Here is a 17,139-nt window from a genome sequence, read left to right as displayed (position 1 = left end):
AGGAGGACGACCCCATGGCCACGTCACGCCCCCCACACCACCCCGAGCTGCCCACGCACCTGCTGTTCGGCACCGCGACCGCCGCCTACCAGGTCGAGGGCGCCGCCCAGGAGGACGGCCGGGGACCCTCGATCTGGGACATCTACTGCCGCACCCCCGGCCGCGTCGCCCGGGGCGAGACCGGCGACGTGGCCTGTGACCACTACCATCGCCACGCCGAGGACGTCGCCCTACTGGCCGACCTCGGTGTGGACCTGTACCGCTTCTCGGTGTCCTGGCCCAGGATCCAGCCCACCGGTCGCGGGCGCCCCAACCCCGAGGGTCTGGCCTTCTACGACCGACTGGTCGACGGCCTGCTCGCCGCCGGCATCGACCCCGTCCTCACGCTCTACCACTGGGACCTGCCCCAGGCCCTGGAGGACGAGGGGGGTTGGCGCGTCCGCGACACCGCCCACCGTTTCGGGGAGTACACCGCCATCGTCGCCGAACGGCTCGGTGACCGCGTCGACCGCTGGATCACCCTGAACGAACCGTTCTGCTCGGCCTTCGTCGGCCACGCCGTCGGCCGCCACGCGCCCGGCACACGGGAGGGCCGAGGTGCCCTGGCCGCCGCCCACCACCTGCTCCTGGCCCACGGAACGGCCGTCGGAGCGTTGCGCGCCGCCGACGTCGGCGAGGTCGGCATCACCCTGAACCCCGACCACCTGGTGCCCGCCACCGGTTCCGAGGCCGACCACGCCGCTGTGGAACGGGCCCGGACCCTGCACAACCGCACCTGGTTCGACCCCCTCTTCACCGGCGCCTACCCCGACAACGAGAAGGAGGTGTGGGGCGAGCTCGCCGACGCCTCCTTCCGGGTCGAGGGCGACCTGGACACGATCGGGCGACCGCTGGACTTCCTCGGCGTCAACTTCTACCGCCCGATCAAACTGCGCGACGCCCCGCACACCGAACCCGACCCCGCCCGGCGCACCGCGGTCGACATCGGCGTGGAGCAGGTGCCCTACGAGGAGGTCCGCCACACCACCATGGGGTGGCCGGTGGTGCCCGAGAGCTTCACCGAACTCCTGGTCGACCTGGACCGTCGCTATCCGGGGCTGCCACCGATCCTCATCACGGAGAACGGCTCGGCCGAGCCCGACGTCCCGGACGCCGACGGTCGCGTCCACGACACCGACCGTGTCGACTACCTGCGCGATCACCTGGCGGCCCTGGGCCGCGCCATCAAAGCCGGTGTGGACGTGCGCGGATACTTCGTGTGGTCGTTGTTGGACAACTTCGAGTGGGCCTTCGGCTACGACCGGCGGTTCGGGTTGGTGCGGGTCGACTACGACCGTCTGGACCGCCATCCCAAGGACAGCTTCCACTGGTACCGCGACTACCTGACCCAGCACCGGTCGCGGCGCTCACGGGAGGCGGGTGCCTGACCGGTCGTGGCCCGCCACAGCCTTCCCCCGGTGGCCAACGTCGTGTTGGCATCCGATTCGATCTGGGGCAAGCTGGACACCGTCATGTACGCGAAGGCCGTGGCGGCCCAGGACGGACGGAACGGGTATGGCGGCACCGCAGGATTCGGGTTCGGGGATCGGCGGGGGACCGCGCGCCGCACAGCGCATGCTCCAGCTGCAGAACAGCCTCGTGGAGTCACTGCGGACCAAGCCCTTCAGCCGGATCACCTACAAGGAGATCACCGAGGGCGTCGACATCGACCGCTCCACCGTCTACCGGTACTACAACCACAAGAACCAGGTGCTCCAGGCCGCCGTGGACGTGCGCCTCACCGCGTTCGCCTCCCGGGTGGACCTCACCTTCGGACGCAAGGAGTCCATCGACGGCTACATGGGGCGCCTGGTGGACGCCTGGATCGGGCTCTGGCTGGAGTCCGGCCCCCTGCTCGCCGCCGCGTCGGGGTTGGGCGCCGAACCCGGGCCGCCACGGGAGTGGTGGCGCGAGCGGATCGGACCGTGGATCGAGGCGGTGCGCGAGGCCATCGAGGTCGGGCGCTTCGTCGAGGAATTGCCCGAGGACGGGCGCCCGGCGGGCCCCCTGGCCGAGATGACGGTGGGCCTGTGCCTGTCCACCTTCAACCGCGAACTGACGGTCGAGCGGGATGAGGAGCACCGGACCATGGTCCGGGATCTGCTGCTGGACGCGATCCTGCGCATCATGGGTCGCCGGTAGGGGCCTCGGGGCGGGCCGACCGGATCAGACGCGCTGCCGGGCCACATCCCCGAAGGCGCCGACGACCGCGCCCAGGGCGAACATGGCGGCCTCGTCCTCGTCCATGTGGACGATGCCCGCGGGGACGCGTACGCGGTAGGGCTTGTCCTCGGTCGGCAGGATCTCCAGACCGTCGATGATCCCCTGACCCTCCAGCATCAGAAGGGCCTCTCCGACCCTTCCGGTACGGTCTCCCCGCGCCCAAATCGACATGCGTCTCACCCTAACTACGGCGCGTGGCCGAAGGCGGAACCGACCCCGATCCGCGGGGCTTCGACGGGGGAGGAACGTCGTGTTCCCGGACGAAGCGAACCCGGCCTGGAATTCCCGCTCCGAAGGCCGTAGGGTCCCCGAGGTGGGCGGCTGCGTATTCCAGTGGTATCACCGGCGGTGCGGTTGCACGTGCACGCCCACCTCTGGATGGCCGGATCCGGCCACCTGTACGGTACGCGGTTTCAATCACCGTTGCGTTGGAAGGACAGCGCCTCCGGAGCGACCCGCAGCATCCAGTGCGGGCGCGTGGTCCACCCCAGGAAGACCACACCCTCCTCCCGGGAGGGCGCCTCACCCGCCACGGCCGCGCGCAGCCCCGCCAGGGGCGGAGCCAGACGATCGCGCACGTGGTAGGGCTGCTCCGTGGCCTGCCGCTCCATCCACTCCAGCGTCGCGCGCTGCTCGGACGACGGGCAGCGGGACAACAGGAACACCGTCTGACGCCAGGCGAACGCGGCGTTCTTCACGTGGGCCGGGGCGTCGAACACCCGCGGCAGCGATCCCACCAGACGCACCATGTGCAGATACGCCCGGCGCGCGGCCTCGGCCCAACCGTCCGCGGGACGCGCACCGGTCTGGACCAGAGCCGCCAGGTTGTGGGTGGTGAGGATCTGCGCCTGTTCGATGATCGTGCCGTTGCCGGCGACGGACCAACCGGGCCGGCCGGCCCGTTCGGTGCACAGGGCCGCGAAGGACGTGGCGTCCGAACCACGTTCCTCGTTCAGGGTCGACACCCGGGCGGTGTCGATGCCGTAGTAGCGGGCGTACAGGCCGTCCTCCAACAGGTCCGCCGCGGACCGGGCGGCCGCGACGTACTTGGTGGAGAAGTCCCGCATGAAGATGTCGGCGGCCAGTTCCTCCACGAACCGCACCGACGACCCCGCCGTGCGCGCCAGCCCGTTGAGCTCGCGCACCAGCGGATTGGGCGTGATGGTCCCCGGAAAGTGGGTCAGCATCGTCGCGCCGAGACGGGTGATGAGCGAGCGCGCGGCCGATCCGCGCAGGTCGTCCGTGGCGTGGTGCGCGGCCGCCTCGCGCACCCAGGGCAGTTCCTCGCGCCGGACCTGGGAGGCCAGGTTCAGCAATAGCAGGGAGCGCCGTGCGGCGAACGCGCGGTGGTGGGAGGCCACCAACCGCGCCAGGGAGGGGTCCTCGATCGCGGCGGCCTCGGCGGCCGCGGCCAGGGTGGGCACCAGCCCCGCCATCACCTCGGCGGAGGGGATCAGACCGCGCTCCACCAGGGTGTCCAGAGGGGCGATGACGGCCCGTTCGACCTTGGCGCGCAGCGGCGCGGCGATCACGGACGCCTCGGGGACGTCGAACTCCCGCGCCTCAGCGTGTGAGGCCGTGACCAGGGCGGCGTCGGGGTCGGCCAGCCCGGAGTTCGGGGTGAACGGGGCCAGCCGCTCACGCAGCAGCGCGGCCTGCGCGGCGTGGGTCGGAAGGGCGGCGTGCGCCGCCTGGACGGCGCGCACGGCCGAGTGCCGATCCGAACCGGGAACACCGCGCTTGGCCACCATCGAGGTGACCGCGTGCTGGAGAAGGCCCCACCGACGTGCGTCCGGGGAACCCTCGGTGAGGGACGCGCGCAACGCCGCGAGCAGGATCGCCAGGTTCTCCTTGGGGTCGCGGTGCTTGGTGCACAACGTGTGCTCGGCCGCCAGACGCTCGTACTCGTCGAGCAGGGCGTCACCGCGGGCCCGCCAACCGGAGGGACGACGCGTGTCCACCACGCCGTCCTCGGTCGTCTCCCACCAGTGCGCCAGAACACGGTCGGTGAAGGGGTTCCACACCGCCAGGGCCTCCCGCTGGGCCGCCGGCCCCCGCGCGGGCTCGCGGACGACACGGTCCAGGTTCGTGCGCACGCTCCCCACCGACCAGCGGAACACCGAGCCCTCGGGCAGGTTCACGACGGGGGCGGGGCGCGGGGTCAGACACAGCGACGCCGCGAAGGGGTCCAGGGCGCTGAGCAGACGCAGCGCGGCGGCGGTGTCGCCGGCCCGTAGCAGCCATACCACCGTGAGCAGGGCGGCCTGCTCGGGTTGGTCGAGTTCGTAACCACCACTGTCCAGGAGCGCGCCCAGGTGGGCCAGACCGGGCTCGCTCAGGTGGTGCGTGTACAGGGCACCCCGATCGGACTTCAGGCCGTGGCGTTCGATCAGGGCGAGTTCGTGCGGACGCAGGGGCCCGCCCGCGGCGGCCGAGCCCGTGGCGAACCCACCGTGCGCCACCTCGGGGGTGACCCACGCCGGCAACGCGCGGACCGGGGTGCGCGACCCGATGGTGAGCGTCCCCTCACTCATGCCGCCCAGGACCCGCAGCCACGAGGCGGCACGTTGTTCCGCGGCCCGGCGCACGTCCGGGTCGTCGTGGGAGGCGGCCGTGGACAGCGACTCGGCCAGTCGGCGGGCCGGATAGCCGGTGCCCACGTGAGCGGGGGGTGGGTGTTCCATGCCGGTGCGGCGGGTTCCGCCCCCGCGCCCTCCCGGTCCGAAGCCGGGCGCTCTGCTTCTGAGCTACACACCGTGGCACCCCGTCAACGGGGCCCGACCGCAGACTAGCGCCCGTGCGCCCCGCCGCGAAAGGGCCGCGGTCGGACGGGCGCGCTCGCCGGGGCCCCGGCGAGCGGGTTCAGCGGGCCAGGACGGTCATCTCCTCGCCGTGCACGTCGACCGCGACCAGATCCACCGGCTCGGCCGGGCGGGTCTGCGACCTCGGTCCGTTCACCTCCAGGACGTTCTCACCCCCCTCACCGGTGCCCTCCACACCGCCGGAGACGGTGAGTTCGGCGACCTCGCGCGAGGCGGCGGCCAGGTAGTGCCAGCCTCCTTCCGGATCCTGCCACCAGGTGCCCGCGGCGATCTGCCGGTTGAGGTTGCTGCAATCCCAGCCTCCCTCGCGTTGCCCGGCCACCACCGCGTCGGTCCCCTCCTCGGTGTCGGTCACCAACACGGCGCGGGCCAGGCCACCACCGTCGTGGCCACCGAAGCGCACACAAGTCCAGCGGCCGGTGCCACCGCCGGGCAGGTCCTGGACGGCGAACTCCCAGGCGGTGGCGGTGCGCACCGGGCCCTCGGGCGGGTCGCCCGCGCAGGCCAGTTCGGCCCACAGGTCGAAGCCCTGTTCGGGGCCGAGCACCTCGTGCGGGCCCAGCCGCCGGATCTCGGAGGGTGGGGGCGGCATGTACCCCAGGTGCGCGGTGTCCACCCCGCCCAGGTCGATCGCCGTGTAGGGCTCACCGTGGGCCACCTCGGGGGCGCGCATGCGCAGCACCGGACCCACGTCGCAGTGGTCGCCGGTGACCAGGGCCTCGGTGACGCCGTGTTCGTCCTGGCGGACCGACGACCACCCGTCGGCGGGGTCGCCCAGCGCGGCGCTGTCGATCTCGCTCACCCAGGGCGGTAGCAGGTAGTGCGTGCCCTCGTCGGTGTCGACGAGACGCAGGGCGGGCCAGTTGGCCACCCCGTTGCCGGCCTCGGCGAACACCTCCACACGTTCTTCGCCTTCCCGCAGGGTGTAGCGGGCCAGACGGGGGCCGTCGTGCAGGAGAACGACGTCGCGCTCGGCGACCGTCCCGGCGAAGATCGGTCGCGGCGCGTCCGGGGCGTCCGGGCCGGTCGTGCCCTCCTGCTCGCTCCATGCGGCCAGGGCCCGCCGGACCAGGGATTCGTCCTCGGTCGCGTCGCCGCGCAGGTGCCAGGCGGTCAGGTCGAGGCGGAAACTCTCCCGCCAGCTGTCGGGCTCCACCGCGGGGCTCGGCTGCACGGGGGTGTGCACGTGGGCGCGCAGGTCGGCGCCGGCCTCGCGTTCGGCGGTGGTGAGGGTCAACGCGAACAGTGCCGCCGCCAGTGCACCGCCGGTGGCCACCACGGAGCGACGATGCAGCAGAGCGCCGCGGCCGCTCACCCGGACGACGGTCGGGTCGGGCAGACGGGGACCCTCGGGTACGCTCTTGGCGCGCTCGACGGCCGTGGTGGCGTCGCGCACGCCCACCGAGGAGAGCAGGTCGGTGGTCTCGCGCTCGTCGAGCCCTTCCGAGCGCAGCAGGGCGTAGGCCGCCCTGGCCGGTGCGTCCAGCCCCTCCAACACGTCGAGGGCGCGGACCTCACCTCCCAGCCCGTCGGGCGGCGACACCCGCAGCCCGGTGTGTCCGAGCGGGTGCCAACCGCGCGGGTAGAGGGAACGGCGCAGGACGCGTCGGCGCGTGCGGGCGTACTCGTGCGGGCGGGGATGGCGCCGGCCGCGGGGAAGTGCTCCGGTGACCAGCCGGTGGGCGCGCTCCAGCAGCCCGTGCGGCGGCCGGTGGCCGGAAAGGGTGATCAGCGAGAGTAGGACCAGGTTGCGGTAGGGGTTGGGCGGAAGGGGGCGCTCCGGAGGTGTGGACATCGACAGCTCCTCAGGGGTCTTTTCGGACCGACCCTAGGAAATCCGGAGCGGTCACACCCGGCGAACGTCGATACCCGCCCCCTATGTCCAGAAAGTCCTCTGTGGTGGCCTCTTCCAGGCGTTCCAGGCCACCCACCGCCGGTACTCGGGGCACCGCCCCGCTTCCGCTGACCCGTGTCCGGCGGGGAGCCGTCGGTTCCCCGAACCCGCGCCTTCCCTCGACACCATCGTCGCGTCCGAGCCGTACGACCTCGTGTTCGACGCCTACGGCGGTCGCGGTTACCGGTGGGCGCGGCGCCTGCTCGCCCCGGACGGTCTCTCCACGACGACGGTGCCGTCGTTGGCGATCCTCCCGCGATCGCTGTGGACACGGTGGTTCGGCCGACGCCGCGCCACGATCGCTTTTACTGGTCTGCGTCCCGCCGAGCGGGTCGCCGAGGCCTACCGTCATGTCGAGCGTGGGAAACGCGGGCACGTTGTGCTCACCCTGGACTGACTCACGGCTTCCTGGGCGGCCCGAACCGGACACGGCTCTGCGGTGTTCCGGTCCGAGCGTGCGGGAGGCGCCGGCGCGCCGGGGGAGTCTCCCGCCACTCACCAGGATGCGGGCCCCACTGAAGCAGGAGCGTGAGCACCCGGCCCGTGGTCTGCCATGCCGACGGCACGGGAGACCACGGGCCGCCCTTCGCGGCCGATGCCGCTGGGCTCCGAGCGAGCCTGTCCATGCGGGCACGAGCGCAGTGCGGCCAGGAGGAACTCACCGGCCCGGGGCGGTCCGGAAACGGCGCAGGATCTCGGCGACACCCTCCGGGGCCTGGAGCATCCAGTAGTGGGTGAGCCGGTCCGGTTCCTGGAACTTCACGCCCCCTCGCTCGGCCATCTCCCGATCCTGTCCCGCCTGCACCGTCGCTTCGAGCGCGGAGCCGGCCACATCCTGACCGGCCCGGCCGCCCACATCGCGTCCCGCACTGGTATGCCGTCCGAACCGCCGGGTTGACCCGGGCCCAAGGGCATGGTGTGCAGTGGTGAGCGCACAGGGGCCGTCGAACGGTCGCCACGTGGCAGGCGGTGCGGGCACGTCCGCGTCTTCGCGCGTGTTCCGGCGTGGAGGACGTCCGGGATCGTCGGCCGGCCCCTCCCCGTACCAGTCGCACCCGAACCGACCAGAAACGGCTCTCATGACACCGAACACGCACGTCGAGGGGTCTTCCCCGGACCATGGAACCGGGAGTGAGCAGGAGGACCACGTCGATTCCACCCGCCCGTTCCTCGCTCATCTGCGCATGGCGTGGTGGCGGCCGATCCTGATCACGTGCGTGCTCATGGCGGCGATGGTCGTGGTGCCGTTCGGTACCGCGATCCTCGCCTCGCTCATCGAAACGGCGTTCTCCACGGATGGCGAACCGCCGGTGGGGAGCACCCCGCTCATGGTGCTGATGGGCAACCTGGCCCTGGGAGCGATGGTCCCTCTGACACTGCTGGTGATGCGATGGATCGGCAAGGTGCCCGTGCGCGCCGGTTTCACCACCGGCCGGCCGTTCTCCTGGCCGCGCATGCTCCGTCTCATGGGCCTGCTGTTCGCACCGCTGTGCGTGATCATGCTGGTGATTCAAGGCCTCGCCGGGTTTCCCCCCGGGGGAGTGGTCATCACCGGCACCACGGTGGTGATGCTGGTGATCGTCGTGTGCACCGCCCCGTTGCAGGCGGCCGGTGAAGAAGTGGTGTTCCGCGGTGGCATCGGACCCGCGCTCGGGTCCTGGGTGCGCCATCCGCGTGCGGCCGCCGCTCTCGCGCTCGTGGTCTCCAGCCTGTTGTTCGGCCTGGTGCACTTCGCGAGCGATCCGTGGCTGTCCTTCTACTACACGTGGCTCGGTTTCGTCTTCGGCACGATGGCGCTGGTCACCCGCGGGCTGGAGGCGCCGATCGCCCTCCACGCCGTCAACAACGTCGTCGCCCTGGGGTCCGGGGTGCTGCTGTCCGGGGGAGGCCCGCTGGTCGTCGATCGTGCCGCGTCCGGCGGTAACGAGAGCATGATCATCGTCCTGGTCTTCGTGCCCACGCAGGTCCTCATCGTGGGCATCCTGTACCTGGCGGAGCGCCGACACACCGCCCGCGGAAGGGGTGCGAGCCCTGCGCCCACGAGGTGAGACCGGACCCCAGGGGCGTCGCGCGGGGGAGCGGGGTCCGACCAGGACCGTGCTCGGGCGGTCCCAGACCGGAACGGGCATCACCCCGCGCTCGTCCCCGGCCGGGGGATCGTCTCCCCGGCTGTCAGCCGGATCGGTTTCCGGGGCCCTCGGATCCGTGCCCCTCATCGTCGGCGAGGACGTGGTTCACGTGCTGGAGCACCTGGATCTGTGCCGGGTTGTAGAGCTCCACCACCGCCTGCACCATCGTGCTCTCGGTGAACTCGGCGCCGCCCCGCGCGAAGACGCCCGGATCGCGGGATGACGGATGCTTCGCCCTGATGTCGCCGATCAGCGGAGCCATCCGTTCGGCCAGTTCCTCGATCGTGGCCTGGTCGGCGTCGGCGGGCAGCGCGTTGAACTCCCGGTCCGTGGCATCGCGCATGCTCATCATGTCGCGCATGTCATCGGTGACCTCTTCGGTGAACATCCGCGAGCAGATCATGATCAGGGATCGATCCGCGTCGGTGAGGTCGTCGGTGACCGGGCCGAACCCGGTCGGAACGTCGATCGGTGCGCGGTAACGCAGGATGTCGGTCAGTTCCGCGCGCACCCGCTGAAGTCGTTCGATCGTCGCCGTGAGCTCCGCGTTCAGGTCGCGGATCGCCTGGTCGGGCGCTCCGTCGATGTCTCCCATGGCCTTGATCTGCGACAACGGAACACCGAGGTCGCTCATCCGCCGGATCCGGAGTAGGCGTACCAGGTGCTGTGTCCGGTACTGCTTGTACCCGTTCGCCGCCCTCTCGGGCTCGTCCAGCAACCCGATCTTGTGGTAGTGCCGGACGGTCTTGATCGTCGTGCCGGCGATGTCGGCGATCTGCCGAGTGCTCCACGCCATCAGCCGCCCCTCTCGTGCCGTCGCCCCTGGGGCCGCTCCGGGTATCGGGTCGCTCTTCGAGAGAACAGGGTACGTCTCGGCGGCGAGGTCGGGTCCGGACGCCCGACCGACCACGGCTCGGTCGCCGCTCGGGGGCGGGCCGTGGCTCCACCGCCGCGCCCGGCGGTCCTCCTCGACTCCTGTGTCGGTCCGGGCGGCCCCTCGCCGTATCCGTCCGCGCCCCTGGCTCCGTAGCGCCGGGCGACCTCGTTCGTGATGCCCACATCGCAGGGGTTGTGAGGGTCGCCGACGCGATTCTCGCCCAAGGCCTTCCCCGGGGAGTTGGCGAGGCCGGGTGCCCGGGCCAGGGGTCGTGGGTCTTCAGCGACTCGCCACGCGGAGCGAGAAGAGCCCCCGCGACCGGACGTCCCGCGCGCCCCCGCCGGGCCGGACACGCCACGAGGGGAGTCGGTCCGGCTGGATCCGGCCACGCGGAGGCGTTCCGTGTCCGTTTTCTCGGAGAAGAGAGTGCCATGAGTACTTCTGGAGGCACCCCCGAGCACACGTCGTCCCGCAACACGCCGAGGGAGAACCGCGTCGCCCTCATGTTCGGCCTTTTCGGCCTCTTCACCCTTGCGTTGGTGGTGGTCCTGCTGTACTTCAGCGGCTCCGAGATGTCGGACCACAGAGTGCGGCTCGCTTGGTGGGGCGTGGTCACCCTTGGGCCGCTCCTCCTCGTCTTCATGACGGTCATGGCCAAGCGCCACATCGACGACAGGCGCCGCGGGAGGATCTGAGGACCGCTGTGACACCCGATCACGCCCTTCGCGGGCGTACGGGACGGGGCGGAGGACCTGGGGCCTCCCACACTCCGGGCGGTTCCGGCGCGGGGTGAGCAGGCGCGGGAAGTCGATCGTGCGACGGCGCTTATCCCCCCACCGAACGGGAAGAAGGGAGCCCTACCGCCGTACCTCCATCGACTCGCTCGCGGCCCCGTATCCCCGAGGCCGCTCTGGGAAGGACCCCGTCCGATGACCTCACCGTCCACCACACAGACCACGGCCTCCACCGGGCCCCGCCCCGGGTGGATCGAGCTGACGGTGGGGCTGGCGGTGATGGCGCTCATCGCGTTCGTGCTCGCACCCCAGCTGAACCACCTGGGCATGAGCGGCCCGACCGCCGGCATCGTTTCCGGTGTGGTCAGCGGCGGGGGCGGACTCCTCGCCTTCCTCGCCGCCGCGCTGGTGCGCCGGTGCCCCTGGGAGACCTTCGGTGTGCGGCGTACCACCGTGCGCTGGATGATGATCGGCCTCGCCGCGGGGCTCGTCGCGTTCGTGGCCAGGGCCGTGACCGTCTACCTGGTCAGCCTCGTCATCGACGTGGAAGGCGACACCCAGGCCAGTTACGCCGCCGGTGCCGGGGCCGGGGCGGTGTCACTGGCGCTGATGATGCTGACCCTGGCCGTGCTCACCCCGCTCGGTGAGGAGTTCCTGTTCCGCGGGGTCGTGACCACCGTGCTGTTGCGCTACGGCGCGTTGGTCGGTGTCGTGGGCAGCGCGGTGGTGTTCGCGCTCATGCACGGCATCAACGAGGTCCTGCCCGCGGCGGTGATCGTGGGGCTGATCGCCGCCGAGCTCTACCGGCGCAGCGGGTCGATCTGGCCCGGGGTCCTCATGCACGCGCTCTACAACGCCATCAGCCTCGCGCTCCTGGCCTTGGCGGCCGTGGCGGCCTGATCCTCATCGAGGAGACCGTGACGCACACCGGCCGGGTCGGGGGCTGCGGAACATCGGAACCACGACCCGCGCCGAGGACACGGCGACCCCGTGAGGGAGCCGTCTCCTTCCGGAAACGAGCGTTTTCGGAAGGAGACAGCGGGGGCCACCGCAAAGGCGTCCCCGACGCGAAGTACCCCCGGTCTCTCGTTCGGAGGACACCCCGAACCGCCGGTCACGGCCCACCATGGGCCCGCACTGCGACCTGTCGGGCGAACGCGCGGCCCTCGCCGACCTCCCAGCCATGTCGGTCCACCGGTGAGACCGGTGGTGGCACGGGGACCCCACACGCACGCCGATCAGGGCTTCGGCCGATCCTGCTGCGGGTGTGCCGTTGCCGCCGCCTTCCGCCAGCCCGCTTCCACCACCCGAAGATCCCTCGTCCCGGTCGGATCCGGCAAGGGAGGACCCGGGCGGGGGAGTCCGGCGTCGTCGCGAGGAGGGCCGCGCCGGCGCGGACGGCTCTCCGTGTCCGTGCCGGAACCGGTGTCGCGGGTCGCCGGCGCCAGGGCACGGAGGCGCTGTTCGCGAGGCACGGAGAAGCGGGGCCCGCCTGTTCGAGGAGGCCTGACCGGGGTGGTGGAACGGGCGAAGAAGCGGATGCGACGTATCCGGTGAGCGGACGCGACACGCGCGTCGCCAAGGTCACCGCGTTCTCACCCCGGCCGGGACACGTCGAACCGACGGTGGGGGAGCGGGACCCGATCGAGTCGCCGGATGGTACGGAAACGATGCGGGACGAGTGGGAACGGTCGGTAGGGACCGACTCCGGTCGCCGTACCTGATGAACGACCGGCGGTGTCGTCTGGTCGAGCGTGGGCTCGGCCCGATGCCGGGTGCTCAGCCCCCTTGCCGTGGGGCGAGCCATGGCGGCACGGGGCGAAGACGGGGTCGGGGCCGCCCGTGCTGATCGCCGGGGGCGTCCCCAGAGCCGTGCGACGTGGCGCAGAATGACACCGACACTCGTGGTGGCCTACCGTCCCCTCGCACGGGGCCCGCAGCGACACCGCGCATCAGCGTTCCCGGCAACAATCACCACCTCCACCGAGCGACCACGAAGGGTCCTTCTCCCGTGTCGACCATCTTCTCCCAGATCATTTCCGGCGAACTCCCCGGGCACTTCGTCTGGCAGGATCCCGACGTCGTCGCGTTCCTGTCCATCGCCCCTCTGCGCCCCGGACACACTCTGATCGTCCCCCGCAAGGAAATCGACCGCTGGACCGAGGCCGAACCGGAGCTCCTGGCAAAGTGCATGGAGGTGGCGCAGGCCATCGGTCAGGGTGTGCGCAGCGCCTGGGACGCGCCTCGCGCGGGACTGATCATCGCGGGCTTCGAGGTCGCGCACCTGCACATCCACGTCGCGCCGGTCTGGGACATGTCCGACTTCGACATCTCCGGCATCGAGATGGAGAAGGATCAGAGCGTCCTCGACGCCGCGGCCGAGCAGCTGCGCACCGCCCTCCAGGAACTGGGCTTCTCCCACGCGGTTCCGCCCAGGGACTGACGACACGTCCTCGGTGCGAGGCGGCCGTCGAGCGCTTCGCACCGAGAACGGGCGTGGTCATGACGGGGGAAGGCTCTTCGGTCGGCGCTTCCCGACCCGGGCCGAGCAGCCGAGCGGTGCCGAGGTGAGAAGGCCCCGGTGGAGGCGCACCACGGGGCGGGTCCACGTTTCACGCTCGGGTACTCGGTGCCCTGTACGCCCGGGTGTCGGTGCGGGACCGATCCGCTCCCCGACCTTCTTCGGCCGCGACCGTGGCCCCTATCGGGCCCCTGGTAGAGTCGACTTCCGAGGCCCCCACGACTCCGCCGCGTGCCGCGCACCCGCGCACCCGTCGGCGGTGGACGACGAGAACGCCTGCCCGGGCGGTCGGGATTCCCGGCGGTGGGAGGGGCCGCCCATCGCACAGCACATCGTCGCCGCCTCACCTCGCGGTCCCCTCGGGCCCGCGTGCCCCATCCTGCTCTTGCGAGGGCCCAGGCGTTGATCCACCGGCTTCGCCCGAGCCCCGGGGACGCTCCTTCGAGCCCTCGGGGGCACCCGCCGCCCGCGGTCTCACCACACGCGGGCGGCGTTCTCCCGTGCCGTGGCGACCGCCTCGCGCATGCCGCCCCGCCACACCGGTCCGTGCCCCGGCAGGAGGGCGTCGGCGTCCAGGTCCACCAGCCGGTCCAGGGCGTCATCGGCTTCGACCCGATCGTGGTGGAACATCGAGGGCAACGGTTGGGGGCCGTGGACGCGGGACAGGGGATGGGCCGTCACCAACGCGTCGCCGGACACCAGAACGCCGTGCTCGGGCAGGTGGTAGGTGGAGTGACCCGACGTGTGGCCCGGGGTGGCCACGGGCACGGGACGGCCGGGGACGTCCAGGGCCCCGTCGTTCGGGAAGGGGGTCGCGGCGTCCAGTGCGACGTCGCCCAGGGCCCCCGAGCGGATGATGTGCAGGGCCCACGGCAGGACACGGGGGCGCCACGCCTGGGAGAGGATGTCCTTGGGCGTCGCCTGCTGGAGCAGGTCGCGGCGCGCGTGCGCCACCTCCCGGGCGTTCATGTGGACCGGTACGCCGTACCTGGCGACGAATCGGCCGAGTGAGCCGATGTGGTCGACGTGCGCGTGGGTCACCAGAACGGCGGCCACGTCCTCGGGGCGCCGACCGAGACCGCGGATGGACTCCTCGACCGCGTCGCCGTGGGCGGGGTAGCCCCCGTCGATCAGGGTGAGGTCCGTTCCCTCACTGAGGAGGACCCAGTTGACCGTCCCCGCTCGCACATGGTGGACGTTCTCGGAGACTCGGGTGACGTGGAGGGCAGGGTTTCGGGACATGATCGCTTCTTCACCGCTGTCGGAGGGTCGTCATCGTGGACACGTGGGCTGGACCGTGCCACCGGTGCCCCGGGGCGGGTGTCGGACGGCCTCGTCGGTCCCCTCGCACCCTGGCTCGGTATCGCCGAGCCCGGACGGAGGGCGCCTTGAGGCCACGGCCCGGCACTCTGCGGTTCGGGGACGATCCGAGCCTAGTGGTGGTGACCGGCGCCGGCGCCGTGGCCGGGGGGGGAGGGGAGCGCCCGTGCTTCGTCCTCGGGCCTGGGCGGGCGCGCGGTTCCGATGCCGTCGGATCCGTGCCCGGCCCAGACCCATACCCGAGACGCGGTCGATGATGACGGTTGCCACCCTTCGCCGGCGTCGCCTGTGCGGCCCGCCGCCTCAGGGGCGGACTTTCAGCGTCTGATCACGGGGTGGCCGCTGGCGATCGAGACGCGGTTGAAGGCGTTGATGAGGGTGGTGGTCCACTCCACCGCCGAGATCTGGGCCGTGGTGAGATGGGCGGCCGCACGCGCGTTGACTGCCGCTCGATCGACGGTCGGATCGAGCACGGTCAGGGACTCGGCCAGTTCGAGTGCGGCCCGTTGTTCCTTGGTGAACAGGGCGGCCTCGCGCCAGGCGGGCAGCACGTCCAGGGTGCTCTGAGCAACGCCGGCCTCGCGCGCCTTCGGAAAGTGGACGCTCAGGCAGGTCGCGCACCCGTTGATCTGGGAGACACGGATGTTGATCATCTCGATGAGGTCGTCGCCCAGACCGGCCTCGTGGGACGCGGACCGGGAGGCCCCGGCCGCCTTGACCAGCGCCGCGTAGACCTGGGGGTGTTCCTTGTCGATGTAGGGACGCTCCGCGCTCATGCCTCACCCAGGCCCTGGACCGTCTTCTCGACCAGTGCGAGGTCGGCCGGCCTGGGCCGGCGGAATCGACCGCCCCCGGCCGTGTACTCGTCGCCGTGCTCACGCAGGTGCTCGGCGAAGAGCGGGCACACGGGGACGACGGTGATGTTCCTGCGGGTGCTGTCGGCCAGTGCCTCGCGCAGGAGCAGTCCGGCCAGGCCGCGCCCGCCGAACTCCGGTGCGACCTCGGTGTGGAAGAAGACGCGCTCCTCGGGTGCCCCGGGCGGGTCGACGAAGTCCACGCGTCCGGCGAGCGTGCCGTCGTCCAGGGTCACCGTGTAGGCGCTGACGGCGCGTGTTTCGTCGAGTGTGATGGACACGGGGGCGCCGGTCCTGTCGGTCGGCTGTGCGGTCATCGCGCATACCTCGGTTCTCGGGAGGGTGTCGATCCGGTCGGTGGTGGGTGGTGCGGACCCTGGGCCCGGCTGCGGCGGAAGTGGCCGGAGCGGGTGCGGGTGGTGGCGGTCAGCCGTGGAACTGTGCGTGGGGTGGTGGGTTCTTCCTCGGCCGCATCCGGACCGGGGGCAGTTCCGGTGCGGGGATCCGCGTCATGCCGTCGGCGTTCCTTCCGGGGCCGCCGTGCCCCACGTACCCCTCGACACGGCCGAACCGCTCGCCGTGGTTCTGCCACTCTTCGCGGTACCGGCTGATCTCCTCCGTCGACCGGGCCAGGAAGTTCCACCACATGACGACCTCCTCGCCGAAGGGGGCACCGCCCAGGAGCACGAGCCGGGCCGGTTCCGTGCCCTCGTTCGCCACCCGCAGCGTCCGGGCCCCGACACCGGTGTAGCCCACGGCGTCCTTGGGGACGTGCACGCCTTCGAGTGTCACCTTCGCGCCGGTGTCCACCAACAGGCCGTGCTCGAACCCGGCATCGACGGGGAGGTCGAGGACACCTCCGGGATCGATGACGAGTTCGGCCCCCACCAGCGGCGTGTACGTGTGCACCGGTGACCGAGAACCCAGCAGCGATCCGATGAAGACCAGGGCCGAGCCACCCGGGAAGGCCGTGGGTGCGGGAACGAAGTGCTCGAAACCGCGCTCCGGGCTGTGTCGGGCCTCCTCCGGCAGAGCGATCCAGAGTTGGACCCCATGGAGCCGACCGGAGGTCGCCGATGAGGTCTCGGAGTGGCAGATGCCCGCCCCCGCCATCATCAGGTTCATCTCCCCGGGGCGGATGTCCCCGCTGTTGCCACCGGAGTCGTTGTGGGAGACGAGCCCCGCGAACAGCCAGCTGACCGTCTGCAGTCCCGTGTGCGGATGCGGGGCCACGTCCATGCCGCCGGTGGCGGCCACGTCGTCGGGCCCGTAGTGGTCGACGAAGCACCACGCCCCGATCAGGGAGCGCTGCCGCTGGGGCAGGGTACGGCGCACGTTCATCGCGCGCGGCCCGCCCAGGGGCACGGCGCGGGCGGTGATGATCTCGACCGGAGCTCCCCCCAGGCGCGCGGCCCGGGGCCCGGGGAGCCCTCCCTCGGTGCACACCTGGGTGTCCGGGTGGGCTTCGGCGTTGGACATGGGTTCCTCTTCCTGCAGTGCGGCGGGGACGTGCCGGAGGCGGGCTCGTGCCGAGCGGCGGGAGCCCGCCCGCGTTCAAGGGTCGTCCGTCTCAGTTCGTCGCCGGAGCGGGGGTGTCCTCGGTGTCGCGCGCGGTGACCAGTGAGGTGTGGACCGGTGCGTCGGGCACGTGCGGCGGCTTCTTCGCGGCGAACTCCTTCCTCAGGACGGGGACGACCTCCTCGCCCAGGATGTCCAACTGCTCCAG

Annotated in this window: 16 protein-coding genes, 1 tRNA gene and 1 pseudogene; 7 read left to right on the top strand and 11 right to left on the bottom strand. The window is 71.6% G+C overall.

What is annotated here, in order from left to right; translation table 11 throughout:
- The first annotated feature begins 14 nt into the window (after nt 1-14).
- Nucleotides 15-1,427, top strand: coding sequence for a GH1 family beta-glucosidase (locus DSY14_RS03665; protein WP_211714997.1), 1,413 nt, complete (start codon nt 15-17; stop codon nt 1,425-1,427).
- Nucleotides 1,428-1,614: 187 nt separating this feature from the next.
- Entirely contained in the window at nt 1,615-2,181 is a 567-nt protein-coding gene (locus DSY14_RS03660; RefSeq protein WP_211715033.1) for a TetR/AcrR family transcriptional regulator, read from the top strand.
- 24 nt (nt 2,182-2,205) lie between these two features.
- Here the strand turns inward: DSY14_RS03660 and DSY14_RS03655 are convergent, their stop codons facing one another.
- The 4 genes from DSY14_RS03655 to DSY14_RS03640 form a co-directional block, all read right to left on the bottom strand.
- Nucleotides 2,206-2,433 (bottom strand): hypothetical protein, encoded by a 228-nt coding sequence (locus DSY14_RS03655; protein ID WP_211715039.1) that lies wholly within the window; start codon nt 2,431-2,433, stop codon nt 2,206-2,208.
- Between the two features lie 242 nt (nt 2,434-2,675).
- Nucleotides 2,676-4,946, bottom strand: coding sequence for a transcriptional regulator (locus tag DSY14_RS03650; RefSeq protein ID WP_211714996.1), 2,271 nt, complete (start codon nt 4,944-4,946; stop codon nt 2,676-2,678).
- Nucleotide 4,947: 1 nt separating this feature from the next.
- A tRNA-Arg gene (locus DSY14_RS03645) sits at nt 4,948-5,019 on the bottom strand.
- Nucleotides 5,020-5,124: 105 nt separating this feature from the next.
- Nucleotides 5,125-6,879: a hypothetical protein gene (locus DSY14_RS03640; protein WP_211714995.1), complete on the bottom strand. Its 1,755-nt coding sequence runs from the start codon at nt 6,877-6,879 to the stop codon at nt 5,125-5,127.
- 253 nt (nt 6,880-7,132) lie between these two features.
- On the opposite strand from DSY14_RS03640, the gene DSY14_RS03635 reads away from it, so the two are divergent.
- Nucleotides 7,133-7,375, top strand: a complete 243-nt coding sequence (locus DSY14_RS03635; protein WP_211714994.1) for a hypothetical protein — start codon at nt 7,133-7,135, stop codon at nt 7,373-7,375.
- A 261-nt stretch (nt 7,376-7,636) separates the two neighbouring features.
- Here DSY14_RS03635 and DSY14_RS29160 read toward each other — a convergent pair whose 3' ends face one another.
- Complete coding sequence (locus DSY14_RS29160) at nt 7,637-7,759, bottom strand: hypothetical protein (protein WP_283091578.1); 123 nt, start codon at nt 7,757-7,759, stop codon at nt 7,637-7,639.
- 298 nt (nt 7,760-8,057) lie between these two features.
- On the opposite strand from DSY14_RS29160, the gene DSY14_RS03630 reads away from it, so the two are divergent.
- The gene (locus DSY14_RS03630) at nt 8,058-9,026 is read left to right on the top strand and encodes a CPBP family intramembrane glutamic endopeptidase (RefSeq protein WP_211714993.1); all 969 of its coding nucleotides are present in this window, start codon (nt 8,058-8,060) and stop codon (nt 9,024-9,026) included.
- 124 nt (nt 9,027-9,150) lie between these two features.
- On the opposite strand, the gene DSY14_RS03625 is transcribed toward DSY14_RS03630, so the two are convergent.
- Complete coding sequence (locus tag DSY14_RS03625) at nt 9,151-9,903, bottom strand: MerR family transcriptional regulator (protein ID WP_211714992.1); 753 nt, start codon at nt 9,901-9,903, stop codon at nt 9,151-9,153.
- 512 nt (nt 9,904-10,415) lie between these two features.
- Between DSY14_RS03625 and DSY14_RS03620 the strand changes: the two genes are divergently transcribed.
- The 3 genes from DSY14_RS03620 to DSY14_RS03610 all read left to right on the top strand — a co-directional run bounded on the left by DSY14_RS03620 (nt 10,416) and on the right by DSY14_RS03610 (nt 13,161).
- A complete protein-coding gene (locus DSY14_RS03620; RefSeq protein WP_211714991.1) occupies nt 10,416-10,679 on the top strand; it encodes a hypothetical protein in 264 nt (87 codons plus the stop codon).
- Nucleotides 10,680-10,913: 234 nt separating this feature from the next.
- Nucleotides 10,914-11,618 (top strand): CPBP family intramembrane glutamic endopeptidase, encoded by a 705-nt coding sequence (locus tag DSY14_RS03615; protein WP_211714990.1) that lies wholly within the window; start codon nt 10,914-10,916, stop codon nt 11,616-11,618.
- Nucleotides 11,619-12,729: 1,111 nt separating this feature from the next.
- The gene (locus DSY14_RS03610) at nt 12,730-13,161 is read left to right on the top strand and encodes an HIT family protein (protein ID WP_211714989.1); all 432 of its coding nucleotides are present in this window, start codon (nt 12,730-12,732) and stop codon (nt 13,159-13,161) included.
- A gap of 552 nt (nt 13,162-13,713) precedes the next feature.
- On the opposite strand, the gene DSY14_RS03605 is transcribed toward DSY14_RS03610, so the two are convergent.
- From DSY14_RS03605 to DSY14_RS28615, 5 genes and pseudogenes are all read right to left on the bottom strand, one after another.
- Nucleotides 13,714-14,481, bottom strand: a complete 768-nt coding sequence (locus DSY14_RS03605; RefSeq protein ID WP_211714988.1) for an MBL fold metallo-hydrolase — start codon at nt 14,479-14,481, stop codon at nt 13,714-13,716.
- Between the two features lie 395 nt (nt 14,482-14,876).
- Complete coding sequence (locus DSY14_RS03600; RefSeq protein ID WP_211714987.1) at nt 14,877-15,335, bottom strand: carboxymuconolactone decarboxylase family protein; 459 nt, start codon at nt 15,333-15,335, stop codon at nt 14,877-14,879.
- Nucleotides 15,332-15,730, bottom strand: a complete 399-nt coding sequence (locus tag DSY14_RS03595) for an N-acetyltransferase (protein WP_211714986.1) — start codon at nt 15,728-15,730, stop codon at nt 15,332-15,334. The genes DSY14_RS03600 and DSY14_RS03595 overlap by 4 nt, the downstream gene beginning before the upstream one ends.
- A gap of 109 nt (nt 15,731-15,839) precedes the next feature.
- Nucleotides 15,840-16,892, bottom strand: a complete 1,053-nt coding sequence (locus tag DSY14_RS03590; RefSeq protein ID WP_211714985.1) for a pirin family protein — start codon at nt 16,890-16,892, stop codon at nt 15,840-15,842.
- Nucleotides 16,893-16,983: 91 nt separating this feature from the next.
- Nucleotides 16,984-17,139 (bottom strand): annotated as a pseudogene (locus tag DSY14_RS28615) (5,10-methylene tetrahydromethanopterin reductase); the annotation flags it as partial.

Source organism: Nocardiopsis sp. MG754419, assembly GCF_018207095.1.
Lineage (GTDB): Bacteria > Actinomycetota > Actinomycetes > Streptosporangiales > Streptosporangiaceae > Nocardiopsis.
Note: the sequence above shows the minus strand (reverse complement) of the source record. Positions and strands in the feature narration are given on the sequence as shown.

Excerpts from the sequence above, each read along its gene's own strand:
- DSY14_RS03665 (WP_211714997.1), top strand. The coding sequence starts at position 15 with ATGGCCACGTCACGCCCCCCACACCACCCCGAGCTGCCCACGCACCTG.
- DSY14_RS03660 (WP_211715033.1), top strand. The coding sequence starts at position 1,615 with ATGCTCCAGCTGCAGAACAGCCTCGTGGAGTCACTGCGGACCAAGCCC.
- DSY14_RS03655 (WP_211715039.1), bottom strand. The coding sequence starts at position 2,433 with ATGTCGATTTGGGCGCGGGGAGACCGTACCGGAAGGGTCGGAGAGGCC.
- DSY14_RS03650 (WP_211714996.1), bottom strand. The coding sequence starts at position 4,946 with ATGGAACACCCACCCCCCGCTCACGTGGGCACCGGCTATCCGGCCCGC.
- DSY14_RS03640 (WP_211714995.1), bottom strand. The coding sequence starts at position 6,879 with ATGTCCACACCTCCGGAGCGCCCCCTTCCGCCCAACCCCTACCGCAAC.
- DSY14_RS29160 (WP_283091578.1), bottom strand. The coding sequence starts at position 7,759 with ATGGCCGAGCGAGGGGGCGTGAAGTTCCAGGAACCGGACCGGCTCACC.
- DSY14_RS03630 (WP_211714993.1), top strand. The coding sequence starts at position 8,058 with ATGACACCGAACACGCACGTCGAGGGGTCTTCCCCGGACCATGGAACC.
- DSY14_RS03625 (WP_211714992.1), bottom strand. The coding sequence starts at position 9,903 with ATGGCGTGGAGCACTCGGCAGATCGCCGACATCGCCGGCACGACGATC.
- DSY14_RS03620 (WP_211714991.1), top strand. The coding sequence starts at position 10,416 with ATGAGTACTTCTGGAGGCACCCCCGAGCACACGTCGTCCCGCAACACG.
- DSY14_RS03615 (WP_211714990.1), top strand. The coding sequence starts at position 10,914 with ATGACCTCACCGTCCACCACACAGACCACGGCCTCCACCGGGCCCCGC.
- DSY14_RS03605 (WP_211714988.1), bottom strand. The coding sequence starts at position 14,481 with ATGTCCCGAAACCCTGCCCTCCACGTCACCCGAGTCTCCGAGAACGTC.
- DSY14_RS03600 (WP_211714987.1), bottom strand. The coding sequence starts at position 15,335 with ATGAGCGCGGAGCGTCCCTACATCGACAAGGAACACCCCCAGGTCTAC.
- DSY14_RS03595 (WP_211714986.1), bottom strand. The coding sequence starts at position 15,730 with ATGACCGCACAGCCGACCGACAGGACCGGCGCCCCCGTGTCCATCACA.
- DSY14_RS03590 (WP_211714985.1), bottom strand. The coding sequence starts at position 16,892 with ATGTCCAACGCCGAAGCCCACCCGGACACCCAGGTGTGCACCGAGGGA.